Source organism: Burkholderia sp. AU31652 (genome assembly GCF_002223155.1).
Classification (GTDB): Bacteria; Pseudomonadota; Gammaproteobacteria; order Burkholderiales; family Burkholderiaceae; genus Burkholderia.
Map to the genome: position 1 here is coordinate 314247 of NZ_NKFG01000005.1, position 19588 is coordinate 333834.

At 66.6% G+C, this 19588-nt stretch carries 24 protein-coding genes; 14 read left to right on the top strand and 10 right to left on the bottom strand.

Annotation, left to right across the window (positions count from 1 at the left end):
* Window positions 1-106: 106 nt before the first annotated feature.
* From CFB40_RS18915 to CFB40_RS18925, 3 genes are all read right to left on the bottom strand, one after another.
* Window positions 107-460 (bottom strand): hypothetical protein, encoded by a 354-nt coding sequence (locus tag CFB40_RS18915; protein WP_089428479.1) that lies wholly within the window; start codon window positions 458-460, stop codon window positions 107-109.
* Window positions 457-1215, bottom strand: a complete 759-nt coding sequence (locus tag CFB40_RS18920; protein ID WP_089432042.1) for a hypothetical protein — start codon at window positions 1213-1215, stop codon at window positions 457-459. Before CFB40_RS18920 ends, CFB40_RS18915 begins: the two co-directional genes overlap by 4 nt.
* Window positions 1216-1290: 75 nt before the next feature.
* On the bottom strand, window positions 1291-2010 hold the full coding sequence (locus CFB40_RS18925; RefSeq protein ID WP_089428477.1) for a hypothetical protein: 720 nt from the start codon (window positions 2008-2010) through the stop codon (window positions 1291-1293).
* Between the two features lie 229 nt (window positions 2011-2239).
* Between CFB40_RS18925 and CFB40_RS18930 the strand changes: the two genes are divergently transcribed.
* Both CFB40_RS18930 and CFB40_RS18935 read left to right on the top strand, forming a co-directional pair.
* Window positions 2240-2497: a type II toxin-antitoxin system ParD family antitoxin gene (locus tag CFB40_RS18930; RefSeq protein WP_089428476.1), complete on the top strand. Its 258-nt coding sequence runs from the start codon at window positions 2240-2242 to the stop codon at window positions 2495-2497.
* 2 nt (window positions 2498-2499) lie between these two features.
* Complete coding sequence (locus tag CFB40_RS18935) at window positions 2500-2793, top strand: type II toxin-antitoxin system RelE/ParE family toxin (RefSeq protein WP_373452684.1); 294 nt, start codon at window positions 2500-2502, stop codon at window positions 2791-2793.
* Between the two features lie 161 nt (window positions 2794-2954).
* Here the strand turns inward: CFB40_RS18935 and CFB40_RS18940 are convergent, their stop codons facing one another.
* From CFB40_RS18940 to fae, 4 genes are all read right to left on the bottom strand, one after another.
* Complete coding sequence (locus CFB40_RS18940) at window positions 2955-4289, bottom strand: MFS transporter (protein WP_254600299.1); 1335 nt, start codon at window positions 4287-4289, stop codon at window positions 2955-2957.
* A 167-nt stretch (window positions 4290-4456) separates the two neighbouring features.
* Window positions 4457-5908 (bottom strand): NAD-dependent succinate-semialdehyde dehydrogenase, encoded by a 1452-nt coding sequence (locus CFB40_RS18945; protein WP_089428473.1) that lies wholly within the window; start codon window positions 5906-5908, stop codon window positions 4457-4459.
* 53 nt (window positions 5909-5961) lie between these two features.
* The gene (locus CFB40_RS18950; RefSeq protein ID WP_039369873.1) at window positions 5962-6984 is read right to left on the bottom strand and encodes an aldo/keto reductase; all 1023 of its coding nucleotides are present in this window, start codon (window positions 6982-6984) and stop codon (window positions 5962-5964) included.
* Between the two features lie 48 nt (window positions 6985-7032).
* On the bottom strand, window positions 7033-7557 hold the full coding sequence (fae, locus tag CFB40_RS18955; protein ID WP_011356415.1) for a formaldehyde-activating enzyme: 525 nt from the start codon (window positions 7555-7557) through the stop codon (window positions 7033-7035).
* 325 nt (window positions 7558-7882) lie between these two features.
* Here fae and CFB40_RS18960 point away from each other — a divergent pair, with 325 nt between their 5' ends.
* The 3 genes from CFB40_RS18960 (at window position 7883) to CFB40_RS18970 (ending at window position 10087) form a co-directional block, all read left to right on the top strand.
* The gene (locus CFB40_RS18960) at window positions 7883-8803 is read left to right on the top strand and encodes a LysR family transcriptional regulator (RefSeq protein WP_089428471.1); all 921 of its coding nucleotides are present in this window, start codon (window positions 7883-7885) and stop codon (window positions 8801-8803) included.
* Window positions 8804-9027: 224 nt separating this feature from the next.
* Window positions 9028-9378: a hypothetical protein gene (locus tag CFB40_RS18965; protein ID WP_089428470.1), complete on the top strand. Its 351-nt coding sequence runs from the start codon at window positions 9028-9030 to the stop codon at window positions 9376-9378.
* A gap of 148 nt (window positions 9379-9526) precedes the next feature.
* Window positions 9527-10087: a hypothetical protein gene (locus tag CFB40_RS18970; RefSeq protein WP_089428469.1), complete on the top strand. Its 561-nt coding sequence runs from the start codon at window positions 9527-9529 to the stop codon at window positions 10085-10087.
* On the opposite strand, the gene CFB40_RS18975 is transcribed toward CFB40_RS18970, so the two are convergent.
* Entirely contained in the window at window positions 10088-10963 is an 876-nt protein-coding gene (locus tag CFB40_RS18975) for a LysR family transcriptional regulator (RefSeq protein ID WP_089428468.1), read from the bottom strand.
* 161 nt (window positions 10964-11124) lie between these two features.
* On the opposite strand from CFB40_RS18975, the gene CFB40_RS18980 reads away from it, so the two are divergent.
* Window positions 11125-12444 (top strand): DUF3422 family protein, encoded by a 1320-nt coding sequence (locus CFB40_RS18980; protein ID WP_089428467.1) that lies wholly within the window; start codon window positions 11125-11127, stop codon window positions 12442-12444.
* 34 nt (window positions 12445-12478) lie between these two features.
* Window positions 12479-12682 (top strand): hypothetical protein, encoded by a 204-nt coding sequence (locus CFB40_RS18985; protein ID WP_089429190.1) that lies wholly within the window; start codon window positions 12479-12481, stop codon window positions 12680-12682.
* Window positions 12683-12757: 75 nt separating this feature from the next.
* Here CFB40_RS18985 and cynR read toward each other — a convergent pair whose 3' ends face one another.
* On the bottom strand, window positions 12758-13654 hold the full coding sequence (cynR, locus tag CFB40_RS18990) for a transcriptional regulator CynR (RefSeq protein ID WP_089432045.1): 897 nt from the start codon (window positions 13652-13654) through the stop codon (window positions 12758-12760).
* Between the two features lie 113 nt (window positions 13655-13767).
* Here cynR and CFB40_RS18995 point away from each other — a divergent pair, with 113 nt between their 5' ends.
* From CFB40_RS18995 to CFB40_RS19005, 3 genes are all read left to right on the top strand, one after another.
* On the top strand, window positions 13768-14427 hold the full coding sequence (locus tag CFB40_RS18995) for a carbonic anhydrase (protein ID WP_089428465.1): 660 nt from the start codon (window positions 13768-13770) through the stop codon (window positions 14425-14427).
* 35 nt (window positions 14428-14462) lie between these two features.
* On the top strand, window positions 14463-14933 hold the full coding sequence (gene cynS, locus CFB40_RS19000; protein ID WP_089428464.1) for a cyanase: 471 nt from the start codon (window positions 14463-14465) through the stop codon (window positions 14931-14933).
* A 107-nt stretch (window positions 14934-15040) separates the two neighbouring features.
* Entirely contained in the window at window positions 15041-15508 is a 468-nt protein-coding gene (locus CFB40_RS19005; RefSeq protein ID WP_089428463.1) for a nucleoside deaminase, read from the top strand.
* Between the two features lie 162 nt (window positions 15509-15670).
* Here CFB40_RS19005 and CFB40_RS38705 read toward each other — a convergent pair whose 3' ends face one another.
* Complete coding sequence (locus tag CFB40_RS38705) at window positions 15671-16033, bottom strand: hypothetical protein (protein ID WP_179255285.1); 363 nt, start codon at window positions 16031-16033, stop codon at window positions 15671-15673.
* Between CFB40_RS38705 and CFB40_RS19010 the strand changes: the two genes are divergently transcribed.
* From CFB40_RS19010 to CFB40_RS19025, 4 genes are all read left to right on the top strand, one after another.
* The gene (locus CFB40_RS19010) at window positions 16011-17132 is read left to right on the top strand and encodes an ABC transporter ATP-binding protein (RefSeq protein ID WP_256976925.1); all 1122 of its coding nucleotides are present in this window, start codon (window positions 16011-16013) and stop codon (window positions 17130-17132) included. The genes CFB40_RS38705 and CFB40_RS19010 overlap by 23 nt on opposite strands.
* A gap of 10 nt (window positions 17133-17142) precedes the next feature.
* Window positions 17143-18129, top strand: coding sequence for an ABC transporter permease subunit (locus CFB40_RS19015; RefSeq protein ID WP_089431801.1), 987 nt, complete (start codon window positions 17143-17145; stop codon window positions 18127-18129).
* On the top strand, window positions 18126-18965 hold the full coding sequence (locus CFB40_RS19020; protein WP_089431802.1) for an ABC transporter permease subunit: 840 nt from the start codon (window positions 18126-18128) through the stop codon (window positions 18963-18965). The genes CFB40_RS19015 and CFB40_RS19020 overlap by 4 nt, the downstream gene beginning before the upstream one ends.
* Before the next feature lie 172 nt (window positions 18966-19137).
* Window positions 19138-19572 carry a GNAT family N-acetyltransferase gene (locus tag CFB40_RS19025; RefSeq protein ID WP_089432047.1) on the top strand — a complete coding sequence of 145 codons (435 nt, stop codon included), beginning with the start codon at window positions 19138-19140 and terminating at the stop codon, window positions 19570-19572.
* Window positions 19573-19588: the final 16 nt, after the last annotated feature.

A 19588-nucleotide genomic window follows, 5' to 3' on the forward strand; every position in this document is an offset into this window, starting at 1 on the left:
TCCTGCTGTTCTCGCGGTGTTGGCGTCTGTCAACGATCGTTACGGGGAACGGCGATAGTCACGATCGTTGACGGCCTGGGCCATGCGGCTTCGTCGTCGTTGCCGGCTACCGGTCGGGGTCGTGCCCGAAGTGCATGAGTGTTTCCCGGCGCCCCCAGAATTCTATGTCGGCGATCGATTCGACAGGCAACTGGCACTTCGAGAGATCGATACGCCCGACGTTGAAGACGGCGCGTCGCGGCGGGGATACCGGCATGTTGGCCGTCCGCGTGTCGTGCCCGACGGCGGACTTGCGCATGACACGCGCCAGGCTGTGATGGAGCTCGGTTGTGACGAGCGCATCGAGGAGACGCCTTGCTTCGGCGCTGAGGGCGAGAGGACGCCGGCTCGACGGCCGGCCGCGCTTCGCCGTGGGGCGCGTGATCCGGAATCCGGCGATCGGCGTGTGCTTTGCGTTCATTCGTAAATCCCCTTTTCGATCAAGTAACGTTGCAGCGCCCGCACGGACATGCCGTGCGGTGTGACGTCGAATGTCATCCAGCGATGTGATCCCGCTACGCGCCAGAAATCCCGCCCGAATCGCGTCGCATAGAGCGCACGCAGCGACCGGAGTGATCCGTCGGCAAGACCGACCGGGTGCCCCTGGAAATACTGGAACAGCGCCGCTTCATCGCCGCACTTGTCCGGAATGGGCGCGTCGAAGCCGAACCGTGGCCATGCGTAGTACCCGAATAGCCGGCGCCCGCCCGGTTTGGGCGCTGCCTTCCGGCCCCCCGCTGCGAATGCAATGATTCGGCTGATGCCCAACTTATCGGATGCCCTGACGATTCGCCACAGCATCGCCGCGCCGAGTCCCGTGACTGCGTTATCGACGAGATCGATTGTCTTGAGCTCGAGTAGGGATGTGTCCGATTCTCGACGGACCAATACGCGGTTTTCGGATCGGATCCAGGTAGGGTGCGTGACCGAGAGCGTCAACCGGCCTCTGCTGTCGAGATAGGCCTGGATTTCCGATCCGGCCGGCGCGCCGCACAACGAAACGAGCAGTTCGTCGGGGACGCTGCCGCTCACCCCGAGCAACGCGGCGATATCGAGGTCGTTTCGATCGACCTCGAGCCGATCGTCGAAGTACGACGTTTCGTAGGGCAGAACATGACTGAGATCGACGGGGCGAGCGGGCATGGATTCCAGCGATGAATGGAAAGCCCCCAGCATATCGGCGCGAATCCCGCGGGCAGAGTCTGCCAAACGGCCAATCACGAGACGGAGCGCCCGCCCGTCCCGCCCGCCCTACGACCAGTCGAACGTCAGCAGCGCCACGCGGCTGGCCGGCTCGTAAAACAGGAGAATCGAGTCCGCGCCCATCGCGCGGTATTCCCAGCCGGTGACGCGGGCGACGAAGCGAAAGCGCGCACCGTCGGGGCCGAGCGGCCGGATGTCGTCGGGATTGCGGTCGTCGACCGGAAAATCCGACGTGCCCGACCAGTTGCCCCAGCCGACCGATCCGCCGAGCTGGTCGATCAGGTTGCACGGCTTTTCCTGGCTGAAATCGCGCTCGTCCGGCGCGTACTGGTTGGACGAGTAGAGCACGCCGTATTCGGCGAACCGCCGGCGCGCGGCTTCGATGCTGGCCTGCTGCTCGGCGTAGTGCGCCTCCAGTTCCGCGCGATAGCCCGCGTCATGCGTGCCGGGCGGGTTTTCCAGATAGAAGTAGCGCGGGTCGCCCAGCAGCGTGTAGCGGTCGTTCTCGTCGAGCCGGAACCCGATCCAGTTCGCGCGCAGATAGTCGTTGTGATACGCGGCCGTGTCCTGCCCGACGAGCCCGTCGTACGGTTCGACGGGACTGAGCAGGTGGATCCAGCCCTCCCACGACGGATTGACCGTCGACAGGTCGATCGACACCAGCGGATGCAGGTGGCGCGCGAGTGCGGCATGCGGCTCGGCAAAGACGTCGGCGTCTGGCGGGTAGACCTTCAGGCCAGGTTGTGGCGTGACGATGTCTTCAATCATGATCGCTGCTCGCACGGTGAGGGTCCGGTAAGGCTACACGAGTGCGCACGAAAACCGGATGAATGTCCGGCGCCAAAGCAGCCTGCCTGAAGCGCGTCCGGTTCCGTCCCTCCGCCCGATCGGCACCTCGAAAGCATTCGCGCCGATCTTTGGGAGACCCTCTTCTTGATAATAGTTGATAGGCGCGATACGCTCGATGGATCGAATTCAATCCGGTCGGGAGGTCGACATGATCAGTGCGGAACTGGGGCAGCAACTGGAGGCTTACGTCACGAAGCTGGTCGAATCAGGCCGCTACGGATCCAAGAGCGAAGTGCTTCGCGAAGGTGTACGCCTCATCCAGGATCGCGAGGCACAGCTGAACGCGCTGGACGCCGTGATTGCACGCAGCCTGTCCGATGCGGAAGCAGGGCACAGCGCCGACGCAGCGGAAGTCTTCGATCGGCTCGAGGCGAAGTATCGGGCCCAGGCGGATCGGCAGGCCTGACCGTGCGCCTGTCCGACTTTGCGATTGCCGAACTCGAAGCGATCGCCGATTACATTGCACGCGACAACCCGCAACGTGCCGTGACGTTCGTGCGGGAGGTTCGCGACAAATGCCTGAGCCTGGCCGCGATGCCGCTGGCGTTTCCGCTGGTGCCGCGCTACGAGCGCCACGGCGTGCGGCACCGCGTGTACGGCAACTACCAGATCTTCTACCGGGTCGTCGGCGATCCGCCTGCGCGGATCGACATTCTTCACATCCTGCACGGCGCGCGGGACTACGCATCGATCCTGTTCTGAGCGAACGTGCGCATCGCATCGCGTCCCAAATGAACGAACCCGGCCGCGGCCGGGTTCGTTCGAATCGAGCGCAGCATCGCCGCAGCGTATCAGCGGCTTGTCGACACGAAAGCCTCCATCGAGCACGATGAAGCTGGCGGCCACACAACCCGCCGCCCTCATCAATGCCCCGACGCCTCCTCCAGCGTCAGATGCTTCGTCTCCGGCGCCCACGCGATCGAAACGATCATCCCCACCAGCAGCACGCCCGCCAACGCGAACATCGTCGCGTGAAAGCCGAGCGTCGCGATGCCGACCGGCAGCAGGAACGTGCCGATCGCCGAACCGAGCCGGCTGCACGCGATCGCGAGCCCCACGCCGCTCGCGCGCACTTCGGTCGGAAAGCACTCGGGCGGGAACACGCCGACGAGGTTGCTGAACGCCGACATCGTCAGCGTGAAGATCGCGAACGCGACGATCATCGCGATGGCCGCCGACGACGGCAGCACCGCCAGCGCGACGAGCGACGCGCACGTCACCGCGAACGAGCCGATCAGGAAGCCGCGCCGCGACAGCCGGATCGTCAGCCAGATGCCGATCAGCGCGCCCAGCACGAGGAACCCGTTCAGCAGCAGGTCCGCGCCGAAACCTTCGGCGAGGCCGATCGTCTTCAGGATCGTCGGCAGGAACGTGTAGATCGCGAAATACGGAATCACGAGGCACACGAAGAACGCGCAGTTGAACATCGTGCGGCGGATCAGGTCACGCTGGAACAGCCGCGCGAAGCCGCCGTGCGCATGCGGCTCGGTCGAACCATCGAGCATCACGTGCGGCCCGAAATGCTTCGCGACGATCGCACGTGCTTCCTTCTCCCGACCCTTGCCGAGCAGCCAGCGCGGCGATTCGGGCGTGCCGATCCGCAGCACCAGCACGATCAGCGCAGGCAACGCGGCCGACGCGAGCAGCCAGCGCCATGCATCCGGCGTGGCGTCGCTGTACGCGAGGCCGAGCACGTTCGCGGCGACATAGCCGATCGTCCAGATCACGCTGAACGAGCCGAGCAGCGCGCCGCGATGCTTGCGCGGCGAGAATTCGGCGAGGATCGCATGGCCGACCGTGAAATCGCCGCCCATCCCGAAGCCGATCAGCACGCGCAGCACGCACAGTTCGAGCGGCGACGTGACGAAGCATTGCGCGAACGCGGCCGCCGTGATGATCACGAAGCTCGTCAGGAAGATCTTCTGCCGGCCCATCCGGTCGGACAGCCAGCCGAACACGAGGCTGCCGAAGAAGATGCCGATCAGCGCGGAGCTGCCGATCATCCCCATCCAGAACGCGTCGATCGGCATCTGCCGGCCGAGCGCGGCGAGCGCATAGCCGATCGTGCCGAGCGTGTAGCCCTCGGTGAAATGCGCGCCGAACGTCAGGCCGGCGATCTTCACGTGGAAGCGGTTGAGCGGCACGTCGTCGAGCGCGACGGGGCGGTGCGGCGCATCGGCGCCACGCGACAGCGGCAACGCGCGTGCGGTGCCGGATTGAACGTTGGCTTGAGTCAAGCTGTCTCCTGGATGGTTATCGGGCGCGCGGCGGCGCGCGCGGGCGGAGCGCCGCCGCGCGTGCCGTGCAGGGCGCCGCGCGGCCGGACGGCGCGCGGCGCGGGTCGACCGCGGGGAGCGGCCGGCGGTCAGCGGCCGAGGCCGGCCATCAGCGTGTACTTGAGTTCCACGTACTCGTCGAGGCCGTACTTCGAGCCTTCGCGGCCGAGCCCCGATTGCTTGACGCCGCCGAACGGCGCGACTTCTGTCGAGATGATCCCGTCGTTGACGCCGACCATCCCGCTCTCCAGCGCACCCGACACGCGCCATGCACGGCCGAGGTCGCGCGTGTAGAAGTACGCGGACAGCCCGAACGGCGTGTCGTTGGCCGCGGCCACGGCTTCTTCCTCGGTCGCGAAGCGGAAGCAGCCGGCGACGGGGCCGAAGGTTTCCTCTTCCGCGATCAGCATGTCGGCCGTCATGCCGGTCAGCACGGTCGGCTCGTAGAACGTGCCGCCGAGCGCGTGACGCTTGCCGCCGGTGAGCGCGTGCGCGCCCTTCGCGGTGGCGTCGGCCACGTGCCGCTCGACCTTGCCGAGCGCCGCTTCGTTGATCAGCGGCCCCTGGTCGACTTCACCCGCGAGCGCGTTGCCGACGCGCAGCTTGCGCACGGCATCCGCGAGCTTGCGCGTGAACGCGTCGTACACGCCGTCTTGCACGAGGAAACGGTTCACGCACACGCAGGTCTGGCCCGTGTTGCGGAACTTCGATGCGATCGCGCCTTCGACCGCCGCATCGAGATCGGCATCGTCGAACACGATGAACGGCGCGTTGCCGCCGAGTTCGAGCGACAGCTTCTTCAGCGTGTCGGCCGACTGCTTCGCGAGCAGCTTGCCGACCCGCGTCGAACCCGTGAACGACAGCTTGCGCACGACGGACGAACTCGTCAGCGTTTCGCCGATCGCGACCGCGTCGCCCGACACCACGTTGAACACGCCGGCCGGCACGCCCGCGCGCTCGGCGAGCACCGCGAGCGCGAATGCCGATAGCGGCGTCTCCTCGGACGGCTTCAACACCATCGTGCAGCCGGCCGCGAGCGCGGGGCCGGCCTTGCGCGTGATCATCGCCAGCGGGAAATTCCACGGCGTGATCGCCGCGACCACGCCGACCGGCTCGCGCGTGACGACGATCTGCGCGTTGGGCTTCGGGCTCGGGATCACGTCGCCGTACATGCGCTTCGCTTCTTCCGCGAACCATTCGAGAAAGCTCGCCGCATACGCGACTTCGCCACGCGCTTCCGCGAGCGGCTTGCCTTGCTCGCGCGTCAGCAGCTCGGCGAGCGCGTCGCGGTTTTCGAGCATCAGTTCGCCCCAGCGTTTCACGCGGGCGCCGCGTTCCTTTGCGGTCAATGCGCGCCATGCCGGAAACGCGTGTGCTGCCGCATCGATCGCGCGTTGCGTGTCGTCGGCGCCGCCTTTCGCGACCTTCGCGATCGTCTCGCCGGTCGCCGGGTTCAGCACCGGATAGGTTGCATCGCTCGCACCATGCGATTCGTGCCATTCACCGCCGATGAAATGGCCGGTCCTCAGAAATTCATTCATTGTGTGTCGTTCCTTCAGTGCCTCGGAGCTTCGTGATTCAGTGCATCAGTGCTTCAGTCCGTCGCGAAGCTGCCCTGCGCCGGACGCGATTCGCGCGCGATGCGCTTGCCGGCCGTGTAGTCGTTGATCAGGTCGCACGGCGTGTAGTTGCGTTCCAGCTCGTGCAGCTCTTCGTCGGTGAGCTGCGTTTCGAGCGCGCCGAGCGCGCTGTCGAACTGCGCGACGGAATCCGCGCCGACCAGCATGCTCGCGATGCCGGGGCGGCTCAGCACCCATGCCTGCGCGATCTGCGCGGGCGGCACGCCGCGGCGCTTCGCGACTTTCGCGACGGATGCCGCGATCGCGAGCGACGACGCATCGCCGTACATCTGCGCGGTGAAGAAGTCGGTCTGGTTGCGCGTCGATTGCGGCTCGCAGGTGAGCAGGCCGCGCGCGAGCGGGCTGAACACCGATACGCCGACGCCCTGGTCGATGCAGTACGGCACCATCTCGCGCTCTTCCTCGCGATACGCGAGGTTCAGCTGCAGCTGCATGTTGATCGGCTTGTCCCAGCCGTTTCGTTCGCAGGCCTGCATGATCTTCGCGAACTGCCACGTGTACATCGTCGATACGCCGATATAGCGCGCCTTGCCCGCCCGCACGATGTCGTGCAGCGTGCTCATCGTTTCCTCGACGGGCGTGTTCACGTCGAAGAAGTGCAGCATGAAGATGTCGACGTAATCCATCCCGAGGCGCTTGAGCGACCCGTCGATGCCGTCGAGCACGTGCTTGCGCGAATGGCCGCCCGCGTTCGGATAGCTGCCCATGTCGTAGCCGACCTTGGTCGTCACGACGAGCTCCTCGCGGCGCGCGTTGCGCTTCAGGATGCGGCCGACCACTTCCTCGCCGACGCCCGTCGAGTAGAAATCCGCGAGATCGATGAAGTTCACGCCGGCGTCGAGCGCGCGGCGCACGATCGGCTCGCTCTGCGCTTCGTCGAAGATCCAGGGCTTCCATTCGGGGGTGCCCATGTTCATCGTGCCGAGACACAGGCGGGACACCTTCAGGCCGGACTGGCCGAGGCGGACGTATTCCATGTTTCCTCCAGATGCGGCCGTCCGTCGCGCGTCGGCCGCTTGTCGTCGTCAGTTTTTCTTCGGGGTGTAGAACGGGTTCGACACGTCGCGGGCGGCGGCGAACACCGCGTCGCGATGCGGCAGCCCTTCCATCGCCGCGACGATCGCGTTGCGGCACGCGCGGTAGTTGTTCTCGAACACGGCGTCGAGGTCGTCCGTTTGCGGGTTCACCCAGTTCGCCGACACGACGACCCAGTCGTTCTCCGCTTCGGGCGGCAGCGTGCCGTTCTCGAGCGCTTCGGCCACGGCCTTCGCGATGCCGGCCTGCGACGCGCCCCACGTGGCGTTGCCGTGGAAATCGCTGGCGATCTGCGCCTTGTTCACGTACAGCGTGAGCGGCTTGGTCGGCACGCCCGGCTGCGCGATCACGACGAACGGCGCATGGCCGGCCGACGGCGTCGCGAGTGCGGTGGCGAACGCCTGGCCCGCCGGGCCGTTGCGCGGGCCGACCAGCACGTTGATGTGCGCGAGGTTGACGCCGGGGCCTTCGAAGCCTTCGCCGATGTAAAGCTGCCTGGGTTGAGATGCGGTCATTGCGGTGTCTCGTCGATGAGGTGAGGGTGAGGCGATTGTGGTGGGCCGTGAGGCGGCCGGTGAATCGATGTTTTCTGATCGGGCCATGAGTTTTCGTCGTCTCCGGGAAAGCCCTGAAGCCGGCCCGCGCACGCCCGCCGGGCGGGCCTCGGCCGTGGTCGTGACGGCGGGCGGGGCGGGAGCGGCGGGGGGGCATGCGCGTACCGGCTCCGGGTTTGTCATACCCGGGCAGGGGTTGGAGGGCCGAGCGCATCCGGACAACAATCGGCGTACTCCGAGCCCTATCTTTCGTCTTCCCTTCCTTTTTCGAAAGCGAGTAATTTCGATGGCTGCCATTCAAAAGCCCGATTGGTCGAAGCTCAGTTCGCTCGATCCGGAACTGATCCGGGCGTTCGTCGCGGTCGTCGAAAGCGGTGGCTTCACCGCGGCGGCCCGGCAACTGCATCGCACGCAATCGACGATCAGCCTGCGCATCCGCACGCTCGAGGAACGGCTCGACACGCACCTGTTCATGCGCAACAGCCGGCGGCTCGAGCTGTCGCGCGACGGCGAGAATTTCCTGATCCACGCGCGCCGGATCATCCAGGTGCAGAACGACGCGATCCTCGCGCTGAAGCAGGCGAGCAGCGACCGCGGCGTCGTGCGCTTCGGGCTGCCCGAGGACTACGCGGAGCTGTGGCTGCCCGACCTGCTGAAGTCGTTCTATGCGATGCGGCCGGGCGCGCGCCTGCACGTGCATTGCCGGATGTCGCTCGAACTGCTCGACCGGCTGCAGGCCGGCGAGCTCGACGTGGCGCTCGTCGTGCGGCACGGGCCCGGCGCGGGCGGGCGCGTGCTCGGCCGGCACGACGTCGTGTGGGCCGCGCACCGTGATTTCGCGCTCGACCGCCATGCGTCGGTGCCGCTCGCGCTGTTCCCGGAAACGTGCTGCTACCGGCAGCGCGGGCTGCAGGCGCTCGCGACGGCCGACCGGTCGTTTCACGTCGTCTACACGAGCCAGAGCCCGACCGGCATCAAGATCGCGGTGAACCACGGCGCGGCCGTGACGATGATCGACCGCTGCACGTTGCCCGGGAACTGGCGCGTGCTCGACGAGGCGGACGGCTTTCCGTCGCTGCCGGCGGCCGACCTCGAACTGCATCGCTCGCCGGGCATCTGCGATCCGCTGACCGACGACCTGGTGTCGCTGATCGAATCGATGGTCGACGAGCGGCGGCGCGCGTCGCTCGACGCTTTCGCCGCGTAACGGGACGAACCGACGGGCGAACCCGGCGCAGGCGAGGTTGACGCGCGCCGTGGCGCGCGACCACCGCGCACCCATGACGATCGCGCGGCCAGCTGCCGGCCGATGGCGTGTTGTGTCCCCTATGCCGTTTTTTGCACTGCCGCAGCGTTTTTTTGCACGACGTTTATGTCGTCTCTTCTAAGCTGGGGATGTGTCGAACAGCCGAGACGGCTTCCGTCCGCTCCATGACCTTCATTCATCCCGTTCCCGCCTTCCATGTCGCCGGCCGCCCGTTGCGCGCCGGCGCACCCGACAACGTCATTCCGTTCCCGCCGCCGCGCCCGCGCCTGCAGTTGCCCGTCACGCTGACGGCCGACTCCGGCGAACACGCGCACGCCCGCCTCGCGGCGCTGCTGCATTCCCCGCTCGGCGTGTACGTCGTCAGCGCGCGTGCCGTGCGCGACGTGGTTCACGTGCACTTCGACATCGCGCCGGAAGACCTGGATTTCACGCTGCACATGCTGATCGCGCAGCAGGCCGATGCGGTGATCGGGCCGGTTGCCCGCCGCCTGCGCATCGGGCCGAACGCGCGGTAAGTCGGGGAACGGTTATTGCTCGCTCGTGGATGGCTGGTCCGATGCGCCGCCCGATTGCCGATTGCCGGTCGCCGTGCTGTCCGTCGACCGACGGCGGACACGCGCGCGACACCGCGTGCGCGGCGCCGATCCTGAATACGGAGGGGTCATGCACCTCATGGAAGCAGTACCTGTCGCGCGGCCGGAGAGCCGCCGCGTACGGACGGCGTCGTTGCCGTCGGGCCAGCAGCTCGCGCGTCAGCTCGTGACGACGGTGCGCGTGGCCGAAGTGCTGCTGCACCAGGCGATCGTCGTGCCCGACCGGCATCAGTGGTCGGTCGACACCGAACGGGTCGACGCGGCCGGCGGGCCGCTCGCGGCGTGGGAAACCTGCGTGACCTGGCGGATCGGCAAGACGTTCGCGTCGACGGTCAGCCCGGCCGCGCGCGTCAACGATCGCGACCAGGTCGCGGTCGAGATCCGGCTTTATTTGCCCGAACAGGACTATGTGGCCGGGCGGTGCGTGAGCACCTTCGGCCTCCGCCACGGCAACGTGTTCGGCGCGACGCTGTCGGTCGCGTCGGGCGCGCAGTGGGGCTGGCAACGCAAGGAGCACGTCGCGCCGGAACACCGGCACGTGCGCGGCGATACGCTCGAGGCGCTCGTCGATACGGTCGCCGCGAACGTCAACGCGGCGCTGGGCGCGGCCGGGTTCGGCGCGACGCGCTGATCAGGCTTCGCCGGTCTGCCCGGTCTGCCGCTGCAGGTCTTCCATCAGCTGTTCCGCGAGAAAGTCGCACGGCGGCCGCTTCGACTTGGTGCTGCGCGCGAGGATCAGCTCGAGCGGCGGCAGGTCGGGCAGCCCGTGCGAGCGGCCGAGCATCGACAGCTGCGCGGGAATCGCGCAGCGCGCGAGCGGCGCGACGGCCAGGCCGGCCTCGACCATGCTGAGCAGCCCGAGCAGGCTCGGGCTTTCATAGGAGGTGCGGTACGGCACCTTCGCGCGTTCCAGGCTGCGGATCGCGTTCTCGCGCGCGACGCTGCCCGGCATGAACACCGCGATCGGCAGCGGCCGTTCTTCCCACACGCGCGGCCCGTTCGTCATCGCGGCCCACGCCATCGGCTCGTGGCGGATGAAGTCGCCGGACAACCCCTTGATGCGGGTGCCGCACACGAGATCGACGGTGCCGTCCTTGATCAGCGGCGCGAGCGCGCTGCTCGGCAGTCCCATCACCTGGATCTCGACCTTCGGGTAGGTTGCCGAGAATTTCTTCAGGACCGACGGCAGCAGCGACGACGCATAGTCGTCCGGCACGCCGATCACGACCTTGCCGGTCACTTCCGGCCGCACCACGGCCGCCCACGCCTCGTCGCGCAGCGCCAGCATTCGTCTGGCGAATCCCAGCAGCACCTCGCCTTCGCGCGTCAGCACGATGCTGCGCGGCTTGCGCACGAACAGCGGCCGGCCGATCGCGTCTTCCAGGCTCTTGATCTGCATGCTCACGGCCGACTGCGAGCGGTTCACGGCCTCGGCGGCGCGGGTCATGTTGCCGGTTTCCGCGACGGCGACGACGGTGGCCAGCACGTCGTGATCGAGCATCTTCATAGGTATAAGGAAAACTGAACGTAACGATCAGCATTATGCGTTTTTATTGTTGCTGTGTGTCTGCCATAGTGCGATCACGCTGACGTTTCGCCCGAGGGTGGCGTGGCGTTCGGGCCGGCCGAGCCGGCGTGCAGCACTGAACAGGAAAGCGTGGTGTCTCGATGATGGACCATCCGTTGCGCGCCGCACTGGCCGCGGAATTGCATGCCCGGCCGTTCCTGCGGCTCGCCGAAGCCGTGTCGCTCACGCATTACGCGATCTACGCGGACGGCCAGTCCGACATCCACGAAACGCTGCTGCACGCGCTGTGCCGCGACACCGGCATCGCCGCGCCGCACGAAGGCGCGACACACTACGCAGTGCAGTCGCCGAGCGGCTGGCACCTGAAGTGGGAACGTCACACCGAATTCTCGACCTTCACGTTCGTCGCGCCGCGTCGCGACACCGGCTATTTCGACGATCTCGCGATCGAAGGCATTCCGGCCGCGTGGTTCGCGCGGCTGGCCGGCATCCGCTTCGTCGCGGTGCGCATGGAGTTGCTGTCGGGCGACGCCGCGCGGCTCGTGTGCGGCGACCTGCGCCGCTGGATCGACGGGCCCGCGCTCGTCGGCAGCAACGTGCTCGGCGGCGGCAAGGTGTTCTGCGACTGGCACGTGCGCGACGACGGCTTCATGCGCTTTCTCGTGGTCGACGAGGATTTCCGCGAGGAGCAGGGCGGCCGGCTGCTGCAGCGCCTGCATGAAATCGAAACCTACCGGATGATGGCGCTGCTCGCGTTGCCCGTCGCGCGCCGGATGAGCCGCGAGCTCGACGAGATCCACGCGGCGCTGCACGCGCTGATGCAGCGGATGGACGCGAGCGGCGCGGACGGCGACGACACGGCGCTGCTCGTCAAGCTCACGCATCTCGCGGTGCGGGTCGAATCGCTGTCGGGATCGGGCGCACGTTTCAGCGCGTCGCGGGCGTACGAAAAGCTCGTGCTGGCGCGCATCCACGAGCTGCGCGAGGAGCGCATCGAAGGGATGCCGACGATCGCCGAATTCATGGAGCGCCGCTTCGCGCCGGCGATGGAAACCTGCCGCAGCGTATGGGCGCGCCACGAGCAGATCGCTGCGCGGATCGCGCGGGCGGTCGACCTGCTGCGCACGCGCGTGAACCTTGCCCAGGAAAAGGACGTGACGCGCCTGCTGGCGGGCATGGAGCGCACCGCGCGCAATCAGCTTCACTTGCAGCACGCGGTCGAAGGGCTGTCGGTGGCGGCCATTTCGTACTACGTGCTGTCGCTGGCGACGGCGGCGTTCAAGGCGCTGCACGTGATGAACCTGCCGGTCGATCCCGAGCTGGCGGAAGGCCTGCTGATCGCGCCGGTCGTGTTCGCGGTGATTCACATTACGCGGCGCACGCGCGCGCAGCTGGCGCGATCGGAGGCTGCGCATGACGGCGCGCCGGTGCATGCGGCGGCGTTGAAGCAGGCTGGTTAGAACATCTAAAACACAATCAATGAAAGGAATGGAGATGACTTTTTCGCAGACACAAGCGGGCTTTTACAGCGGTTTCGATGCCGCGTTCGACGAACCGGCACCGGGTGAGCCGGGCGCGCCGGACGAGCCGCGCGTGACGTCGTATCAGGCCGTGCTGCAGGAGCCGATGACGTCGCTCGTCGGGAATACGATCGATCGGCCGGACGTCGCGGCGGTGGCGATTCTCGGGTACAACTGACGCGATGGCATGCCCCGGTACGGGGCAACGCCGGCCTTCATGACCCGGCACGTCTCGAGACGTGCCGGGCGCGGTTCACTTTCCTTTTCCCCCTTTCCCCGCCTGCTGCGCCAGCGCCAGTTCGACGAACGCGCGCGCGGCCGCGCTTCGGTACGCCCCCTTGCGCTGCAGCAGCACGGCCGTGCGCCGCAGGACGGCCGGATCGAGCGCGACGGCAGCGAGATCGTCGTGCCCGGTCGCGATCGTCGCCGGCAGCAGCGTCGCGAGGTTCGTGCGGCGCACGATCTCGATCACCGCCCCCAGTGAATTCGCTTCCATCAACACGCGCGGCCGCACGTCGTGCTCGCGGAAATAGCGATCGATCTGCACGCGTGTCGCGAACTCGACCGTGAGCAGCACGAGCGACGCATCGTGCAGCGCGCGCAGGCCGGCCTTGCGTTTCCCGGCGAGCGAGTGCTTGCGGTTCACGACGAGCGCGAGCGTTTCGACCAGCAGCGTGTGCGCTTCGATATCCGCCGTCTGCACGTCCTCGAACGCGATGCCGACATCGAGCTCGTCGTCGACGAGCAGCGCCTCGATGCGCTCCTGCGACATCTCGCGCACCGATAGCGACACATCCGGATAGCGGCCGTGAAACGCCTCGACGAGCGGCCCGACGAGATAGCTCGTGAAGGTCGGCGTGACCGCGATCCGCAGCGAGCCGCGGCTCAGGTCCTGCACGTCGTGAATCGCGCGCCGGCCTTCCGCGAGATCGTGCAGCGCCTGCCGCGCATAGCGGAAATACACGTCGCCGGCGTCGGTCAGCCGCGTCACGCGCCCGGTGCGGTCGAACAGCTGCGCGCCGAGCGTCTCCTCGAGCTGGCGGATCTGCTGGGACAGCGCGGGCTGCGACACGTGCAGCGCGGCGGCCGCGCGCGTGAAGCTGCGGTGCTCGGCGACGGCGAGGAAGTAGTGGATATGGCGCAGCAGCATGGCGGTTCCTATAAGTCCTGCTTATCGGGTAGATCATAAATCAGTCTTTTACGTTATTGGAAGTCCGGCGTAACCTGCCCTTCATCGATTCCACCTGCCCCGGAGAACACACGATGAAGGACATCATCGAAGGCTTCCTGAAGTTCCAGCGCGACGCCTATCCGGAGCGCGCCGCACTGTTCCGCGATCTCGCGCGCAGCCAGAACCCGCGGGCGCTGTTCATTTCGTGCTCGGACAGCCGGCTCGTGCCCGAACTCGTCACGCAGCGCGAACCGGGCGACCTGTTCGTGATCCGCAATGCCGGCAACATCGTGCCGTCGTACGGCCCCGAGCCGGGCGGCGTATCGGCGTCGGTCGAATACGCGGTGGCCGCGCTGCGCGTGACCGACGTCGTGATCTGCGGCCATTCCGATTGCGGCGCGATGACCGCGATCGCCACCTGCCAGTGCATGGATCACATGCCGGCCGTCGGCCACTGGCTGCGCTACGCCGATTCGGCGCGCGTCGTGAACGAGGCGCGCACGCATCGCAGCGAACGCGAGCGGATCGACTCGATGGTGCGCGAGAACGTCGTCGCGCAACTGGCGAACCTGAAGACGCACCCTGCCGTGCGGCTCGCGCTCGAAGAAGGGCGCCTCGCGCTGCACGGCTGGGTCTACGACATCGAATCGGGCTGCATCGACGCCTACGACGGCGCAACCGGCCGGTTCGTCTCCCTGGCGGACCACCCCGAGGTCCGCGCCACGCCCGCGACGCTTGCCGTCGCGGCCTGAATCCGGATTGCTCCCACCCACCACGAGGAATTGCCATGATCCAGTCCCAGCACAGCCAGACCGCCCGCCACGCACTTGCCGAAACCATCGTGCTCGCGAAGGCGCGCAAGAACCTGTCGTTCGCGCAGCTCACCGAAGGCACGGGCCTGAGCGAAGCGTTCGTGACGGCCGCGCTGCTCGGCCAGCACGCGCTGCCGGCGCAAGCCGCACGCAGCGTTGCCGACAAGCTCGGCCTCGACGACGATGCGGTGCTGCTGCTGCAGATGATCCCGCTGCGCGGCAGCATCGACGATCGCGTGCCGACCGACCCGACCATCTACCGGTTCTACGAAATGCTGCAGGTGTACGGCACGACGCTGAAGGCGCTGGTCCACGAGAAGTTCGGCGACGGCATCATCAGCGCGATCAATTTCCGGCTCGACGTGAAGAAGGTCGACGATCCCGAAGGCGGTTCGCGCGCGGTGATCACGCTCGACGGCAAGTACCTGCCGACCAAGCCGTTCTGACGCCGGCGCGGCGCCGCGGCAGCGGTGCCGCGCAGGTTCCCGCCCGACGTGCGTGGGCCGCCGGCCGGCGCACGTTCCCGCCATTCCGTTTCAACGAGGACGCAGCCATGGATTTTGTGAAACGCACGATCGACCTTGCGATGAAGAACGTGGAAGAGGGCGGCCGCCCGTTCGCGACGGTGATCGTCCGCGACGGCGAGATCGTCGCGGAAAGCCCGAACCTCGTCGCGCAAACCAGCGACCCGACCGCGCACGCCGAGATCCTCGCGGTGCGCGATGCGTGCCGCACGCTCGGCACCGAGCACCTGAGCGACTGCGAGATCTACATTCTCGCGAGCCCGTGCCCGATGTGCCTCGGTTCGCTGTACTACTGCAGCCCGAAGCGCGTGGTCTACATCACGACGCGCGAGGACTACGCGCCGTTCTACCGCGACGACCGCAAGTATTTCGAGCTCGACACGTTCTACGCCGAATATGCGAAGCCGATCGACGAGCGCCGGTTGCCGATGGTGCAGCAGAAGCACGGCGATGCGATCAACGTCTACCGGCGCTGGAAGGAACTGAACGCGAAGTGACGTGACCCGCGCGGCGCACCGGCCGCGCCCGGCAGCCGCCCGGCTGCTCGTTTTCCCCACCCTCCGTTCCACCCGACGGCGCCCGTGCCGCCGGGCACCCGCACTGCCGCACGGGGCCGACTCGTGCCCCCGTTTTCCTGCCTCGCCAAACATCGATCCCGTTCAATGTCCGGAACCGAAATCCGCGATCCAAAAGCTTTTTGACGGGTTTAAAAATTCGCACTGGAGACGAAAGAAACGTGCGGAAAGCCCGATGAAAACCGATGAAATCTTCATGTCAGCCTGCGCAGCGACCTCGGTCGGTCGCCACGGATGGCCGCCGATCGCCGTGCGTTTCCCCACCCCTGTTTCGTTGCGCCATACGTTCCGGACGAGGAATCGCTCGATTCCTCTCCGCCAGCACCGTGCGGCTGCCCAGCCGTTCGCGCCTGACGCCTGAGATTCGCTTACCTGCTTACAACGGACCATCATGAAACGGGATTCATTCAGTACACCTGATGCGATGCATCGACCGACGACGGACATGCTCAAGCCGAACGACACGTTCGTGCGCATCGAAAACGTCGTGAAGAAATTCGGCGACAGCACCGCCGTCGACAACGTGAACCTGACGATCGCGAAGAACGAGCTGTTCGCGCTGCTCGGCAGCTCCGGCTGCGGCAAGTCGACGTTGCTGCGCATGCTCGCCGGGCTCGAGACGGCCACCTCCGGCAAGATCTTCGTCGACGGCGAGGACCTCGCGTCGCTGCCGCCGTATCGCCGCCCGGTGAACATGATGTTCCAGTCGTACGCGCTGTTCCCGCACATGACGGTCGAATCGAACGTCGCGTTCGGCCTGAAGCAGGAAGGCACGCCGAAGCACGAGATCAAGGCGCGCGTGGCCGACGCGCTCGCGCTCGTGCAGATGAGCAAGTACGCGCAGCGCAAGCCGCATCAGCTCTCCGGCGGCCAGCAGCAGCGTGTCGCGCTCGCGCGCTCGCTGGTCAAGCGCCCGAAGCTCTTGCTGCTCGACGAGCCGATGTCCGCGCTCGACAAGAAGATCCGCCAGAAGACCCAGCTCGAACTCGTGAACATCATCGAGAAGGTCGACGTGACCTGCGTGATGGTCACGCACGACCAGGAAGAGGCGATGACGATGGCCAGCCGCCTCGCGGTGATGAGCGAAGGCAAGATCGTGCAGATCGGCGCGCCGGGCGAGGTGTACGAGTTTCCGAACAGCCGCTTCTCGGCCGAATTCATCGGCTCGACCAACCTGTTCGAAGGGCGCGTGGTCGAGGACGAACCCGATCACATCTTCGTTGAAAGCGACGACCTCGAGGCGCGCATGTACGTGAGCCACGGCGTCACCGGCCCGCTCGGCATGCCGGTCGGCATCTCGGTGCGCCCGGAACGCATTCACGTGTCGCGCGAAAAGCCCGGCTCGAAACACAACTGGGCGCGCGGCGTCGTGACCGACATCGCGTACATGGGCAGCTACTCGCTGTACCACGTGCGCTTGCCGAGCGGCAAGACGGTCGTGTCGAACCTGTCGAGCTCGCACCTGATGCACGACAACGCACCGGCGTGGAACGACGACGTGTTCGTGTCGTGGTCGCCGGCCAGCGGCGTCGTGCTGACGCAGTGAGGACGCCACGATGAGAACCTCCGCTTCCACGTCCTCCACTCCGGTGTCGACCGGCACGACCGCCGCGCCCCAGGCTGACAAGCGCCGAGGCCGCTTTGCCGCGCTGTCGCGCTTCCTGCCGTCGGGCCGCAGCGTCGCGATCGGCGTGCCGTTCGTATGGCTGGCCGTGTTCTTCGCGCTGCCGTTCGTGCTGGTGCTGAAGATCAGCTTCGCCGACCAGGTGATGGGCATTCCGCCGTACACGTCGCTCGTCGAGATCAAGGACGGCGTCGTGCACTTCGCGCTGCAGCTGTCGCACTACGCGTTCCTGCTGCAGGACGACCTGTACATCGCGACCTACCTCAGCTCACTGAAGATGGCCGCCGTGTCGACGGTGCTGTGCCTGCTGATCGGCTATCCGATGGCGTACTACATCGCGCGCTCGGAACCGAACCGCCGCAACGTGCTGATGATGGCCGTGATGCTGCCGTTCTGGACGTCGTTCCTGATCCGCGTGTACGCATGGATCGGCATCCTGAAGGACGATGGCCTCTTGAACCACACGCTGATCGCGCTCGGCATCATCCACACGCCGCTGCGCCTCTATCACAGCGATGCGGGCGTCTACATCGGGATGGTCTATTCGTACCTGCCGTTCATGGTGATGCCGCTGTACGCGCACCTCGTGAAGATGGACCTCACGCTGCTCGAAGCCGCGTACGACCTCGGCGCGAAACCGTGGGTCGCGTTCACGCGGATCACGCTGCCGCTGTCGAAGAACGGGATCATCGCCGGCAGCCTGCTGGTGTTCATCCCGGCAGTCGGCGAGTACGTGATTCCGGAGCTGCTCGGCGGCGCCGACACGCTGATGATCGGCCGCGTGATGTGGGATGAATTCTTCAACAACATGGACTGGCCGATGGCGTCCGCGGTGACGGTCGCGATGGTGCTGCTGTTGCTGGTGCCGATGGCGCTGTTCCAGTACTACCAGGTCAAGGAACTGGAGGACGCGAAATGATCAAGCCGAGCAAACCGCTGTCGACGGGCGTCCTCGCCTTCGGCTTCCTGTTCCTGTACATCCCGATCATCAGCCTGGCCGTGTACTCGTTCAACGAGTCGAAGCTGGTGACGGTGTGGTCGGGCTTCTCGCTGAAGTGGTACGCGGCGCTGCTGGACGACGACGAGCTGCTGAGCGCCGCGTGGCTGTCGCTGAAGATCGGCCTGCTGACGGCCACTGCATCGGTCGTGATCGGCACGTGGGCGGGCTTCGTGCTCGCGCGCTTCGGCCGCTTCAAGGGCTTCACGCTGTACACGGGGATGATCAACGCGCCGCTGGTGATTCCGGAAGTGATCCAGGGCATCTCGCTGCTGTTGCTGTTCGTTGCGCTGGAGCAGATGTTCGGCTGGCCGAAGGGGCGCGGGATGGTGACGATCTGGATCGGCCACGTGATGCTGTGCGTGTCGTACGTGGCGATCATCGTGCAGTCGCGCGTGAAGGAGATGAACAAGTCGCTGGAAGAGGCGGCGCTCGATTTGGGTGCGACGCCGCTGAAGGTGTTCTTCGTGGTGACGCTGCCGCTGATCTCGCAGGCGCTGCTGTCGGGGTGGCTGCTGTCGTTCACGCTGTCGATCGACGACCTGGTGCTGTCGGCGTTCCTGTCCGGGCCGGGCTCGACGACGCTGCCGCTGGTGGTGTTCTCGCGCGTGCGGCTGGGGCTGAACCCGGAGATGAACGCGCTGGCGACGCTGTTCATCACGGCGGTGACGATCGGCGTGATCGTCGTGAACCGGATGATGATCGCGCGTGAGCGGCGCCGCATCGCCGACATGAAGGCGGCGTTCGCGGTGGCGTGAGGGCAGGGGTGGGGCAAGGGCATGAACGCGGCCGGCCACGTGATGCGTGACGACGGGTGACGAAGGCGACGGGTGAGCCAGCACGGCATGCCCGCCGCCGCGCTATAGTCGTACGATTCCCGCGCGGGGCGTTGCATGCCCGGCGGTGTCTCTCTTCGACCGAACGTGCCCCATGACAACGCAACCCGACGTTTCCATCCGGCTCACCGACACCGAACAGCCGGCCGCACACGACTTCATCAGCCGCAAGCTCGGCGAATTCAATCACGCGATGACGGGGCGCGCCGATGCGGCCACGCTCGACGTGTACGTCACCGATCCCGCGACCGGCGAGATCATCGGCGGCCTCACGGGGCGCACGTCGCTCGGCCTCTTCTTCATCGATCTGTTCTACCTGCCCGAATCGCTGCGCGGCGGCGGCTTCGGCAGCCGGCTGCTGCGAGAGGCCGAGGCGGAGGCGAAACGACGGGGATGCGCGCGTGCCGTGCTCTACACGATCTCGTTCCAGGCACCGGATTTCTACCGGAAGCAGGGCTACGAAGCGTTCGGCGAAGTGCCGTGCGAGCCGGAAGGGACGTCGCGCGTGTTCATGGTGAAGGTGCTTTGAGGCGGTTCAGCAGGCT

Coding starts and splice junctions, on each gene's coding strand:
- CFB40_RS18985 (WP_089429190.1), top strand. CDS start 12,479: ATGACTTTTTCGCAGACACAAGCGGGCTTTTACAGCGGTTTCGATGCC.
- CFB40_RS18980 (WP_089428467.1), top strand. CDS start 11,125: ATGATGGACCATCCGTTGCGCGCCGCACTGGCCGCGGAATTGCATGCC.
- CFB40_RS18960 (WP_089428471.1), top strand. CDS start 7,883: ATGGCTGCCATTCAAAAGCCCGATTGGTCGAAGCTCAGTTCGCTCGAT.
- CFB40_RS18915 (WP_089428479.1), bottom strand. CDS start 460: ATGAACGCAAAGCACACGCCGATCGCCGGATTCCGGATCACGCGCCCC.
- CFB40_RS38705 (WP_179255285.1), bottom strand. CDS start 16,033: ATGTCCGTCGTCGGTCGATGCATCGCATCAGGTGTACTGAATGAATCC.
- CFB40_RS18995 (WP_089428465.1), top strand. CDS start 13,768: ATGAAGGACATCATCGAAGGCTTCCTGAAGTTCCAGCGCGACGCCTAT.
- CFB40_RS18945 (WP_089428473.1), bottom strand. CDS start 5,908: ATGAATGAATTTCTGAGGACCGGCCATTTCATCGGCGGTGAATGGCAC.
- CFB40_RS18920 (WP_089432042.1), bottom strand. CDS start 1,215: ATGCTGGGGGCTTTCCATTCATCGCTGGAATCCATGCCCGCTCGCCCC.
- CFB40_RS18975 (WP_089428468.1), bottom strand. CDS start 10,963: ATGAAGATGCTCGATCACGACGTGCTGGCCACCGTCGTCGCCGTCGCG.
- cynS (WP_089428464.1), top strand. CDS start 14,463: ATGATCCAGTCCCAGCACAGCCAGACCGCCCGCCACGCACTTGCCGAA.
- CFB40_RS18925 (WP_089428477.1), bottom strand. CDS start 2,010: ATGATTGAAGACATCGTCACGCCACAACCTGGCCTGAAGGTCTACCCG.
- CFB40_RS18930 (WP_089428476.1), top strand. CDS start 2,240: ATGATCAGTGCGGAACTGGGGCAGCAACTGGAGGCTTACGTCACGAAG.
- cynR (WP_089432045.1), bottom strand. CDS start 13,654: ATGCTGCTGCGCCATATCCACTACTTCCTCGCCGTCGCCGAGCACCGC.
- CFB40_RS19025 (WP_089432047.1), top strand. CDS start 19,138: ATGACAACGCAACCCGACGTTTCCATCCGGCTCACCGACACCGAACAG.
- CFB40_RS18970 (WP_089428469.1), top strand. CDS start 9,527: ATGCACCTCATGGAAGCAGTACCTGTCGCGCGGCCGGAGAGCCGCCGC.
- CFB40_RS18950 (WP_039369873.1), bottom strand. CDS start 6,984: ATGGAATACGTCCGCCTCGGCCAGTCCGGCCTGAAGGTGTCCCGCCTG.
- CFB40_RS19020 (WP_089431802.1), top strand. CDS start 18,126: ATGATCAAGCCGAGCAAACCGCTGTCGACGGGCGTCCTCGCCTTCGGC.
- CFB40_RS18965 (WP_089428470.1), top strand. CDS start 9,028: ATGACCTTCATTCATCCCGTTCCCGCCTTCCATGTCGCCGGCCGCCCG.
- fae (WP_011356415.1), bottom strand. CDS start 7,557: ATGACCGCATCTCAACCCAGGCAGCTTTACATCGGCGAAGGCTTCGAA.
- CFB40_RS19005 (WP_089428463.1), top strand. CDS start 15,041: ATGGATTTTGTGAAACGCACGATCGACCTTGCGATGAAGAACGTGGAA.
- CFB40_RS19015 (WP_089431801.1), top strand. CDS start 17,143: ATGAGAACCTCCGCTTCCACGTCCTCCACTCCGGTGTCGACCGGCACG.
- CFB40_RS19010 (WP_256976925.1), top strand. CDS start 16,011: ATGCATCGACCGACGACGGACATGCTCAAGCCGAACGACACGTTCGTG.